Origin of the sequence: Cupriavidus sp. SIMBA_020 (assembly GCF_046535395.1) — a bacterium.
GTDB classification, from domain to species: Bacteria; Pseudomonadota; Gammaproteobacteria; order Burkholderiales; family Burkholderiaceae; genus Cupriavidus; species Cupriavidus campinensis.
In genome coordinates, this window is the sequence record NZ_JAWRWU010000480.1 from 1 (window position 1) to 276 (window position 276).

General features: G+C 35.1%; 1 protein-coding gene. It reads left to right on the forward strand.

Translation table 11 applies throughout. The annotated features are described in order from the left end of the window. Positions 1 to 276 (forward strand): hypothetical protein (locus tag SB751_RS30145; protein WP_410749039.1); only part of this gene is annotated, 276 nt, incomplete at both ends.

Genomic DNA, 276 nt, shown 5'->3' on the forward strand with positions numbered 1-276 from the left:
GGCCTAGCAAGTTTAGCTGGGGTTAACTTAGGTTCAGGTGGCGGGATTGATAAAACACAAATGGCGCTTGAGGTACTTAAATCGCGTAAATTTACCAGTGAATTTATTCAAAAGCACAATATTTTGCCAGATTTAATGGCTGTTAAGTCATGGGAAAGTGAAAAAAACACAATTATTTATAATCAAGAAGTTTATAACAAAGCTGAAAATAAATGGCTACGAAAAGTAAAGTCTCCTTTTAAACCTAAGCCTTCAATGCAGGAAGCTTTTAAAGTG